This window comes from Parendozoicomonas verongulae, from assembly GCF_009711465.1.
Taxonomy (GTDB): domain Bacteria; phylum Pseudomonadota; class Gammaproteobacteria; order Pseudomonadales; family Endozoicomonadaceae; genus Sansalvadorimonas; species Sansalvadorimonas verongulae.
In genome coordinates this window covers 877-1,775 of record NZ_SMME01000596.1, presented here as the reverse complement: position 1 = coordinate 1,775, position 899 = coordinate 877, and the positions used below count along the sequence as shown (strand labels likewise).

1 protein-coding gene is annotated in these 899 nt (G+C 47.9%); it reads left to right on the top strand.

Features of this window, described 5'->3' with window-relative positions; genetic code table 11:
- Window positions 1-480: 480 nt before the first annotated feature.
- Window positions 481-899, top strand: a 419-nt coding sequence (locus tag E1189_RS01760; RefSeq protein ID WP_196221014.1) for a hypothetical protein, incomplete at its 3' end; no start/stop codon positions are given.

Here is an 899-nt window from a genome sequence, read left to right as displayed (position 1 = left end):
TGGTACACGAGAGGGTGAGGACGGTAGCCAAGAGGTTGTTGTGAGCATGGGTGATAGCGAAGCACCTCAGGAAGCACCTCAGGAAACACCATTTCTTCATAACACACCACTGAGTACGGTGCTTTGACCCCAGTAACACCTCAGGAAACACCACAGAGTGGTGGCGGTCTGATCACAATAGAGACATGGAGAAATTTTTCAGCTTGGTTTTTGGCTTCTTGCACTGCCCCGCGACATCACTCTGACCACTGACGATGTAGAGAACGTATATACACTCTGCTTCCCTTAAATCCCCGGTCGCTATTACACGACCGGGCTTTTCTATTGTTTTATCGTGAAACAGGCTGTCCCTTCATGCATTGTCTATATTGGTGGGCTCCATAATTGGAGTCTTTCATCATGTATCACATGCGTGGTTTGGTACGAGCTCTGTCGTTGTTCTTCGCCTTTTGTTTGATTAGCTCTTCAAATGTTATGGCGATGAAAACGAATCCTTCCACCGGAAGGCCTTTCACGGATGACGAACTGCAGCACTACTTTTGGAGGGAAAAAAAACCGTCAGCAAGTGCCAGTGCATCCACCGGGCTGAGTGGTCCGCTGGAAGCACGGGAGCTGCTGTTTGATAGCCTCCAGGGGCTGGATGATATTGTGCTTTCTGTGTATGAAAAAGACTTTTGCCTCAAGGTGGAAAATGCCCCGGAAAGGAAACCGCTTAATCATATGGCAATAACCTACAGGCTGAATATTCATCCTTTTGAAGGGAAAACGCTCAAGCGAGGTGTGTTCGAGAAAACAGACATCCGGGCAAATCAGGATGGGAAGATAATAGAAACGATACCTGTTGTGGATTTCTATGAGGGCGGTTCCGTTGATTACGCAGTCGTGCTCTCATACGAGAC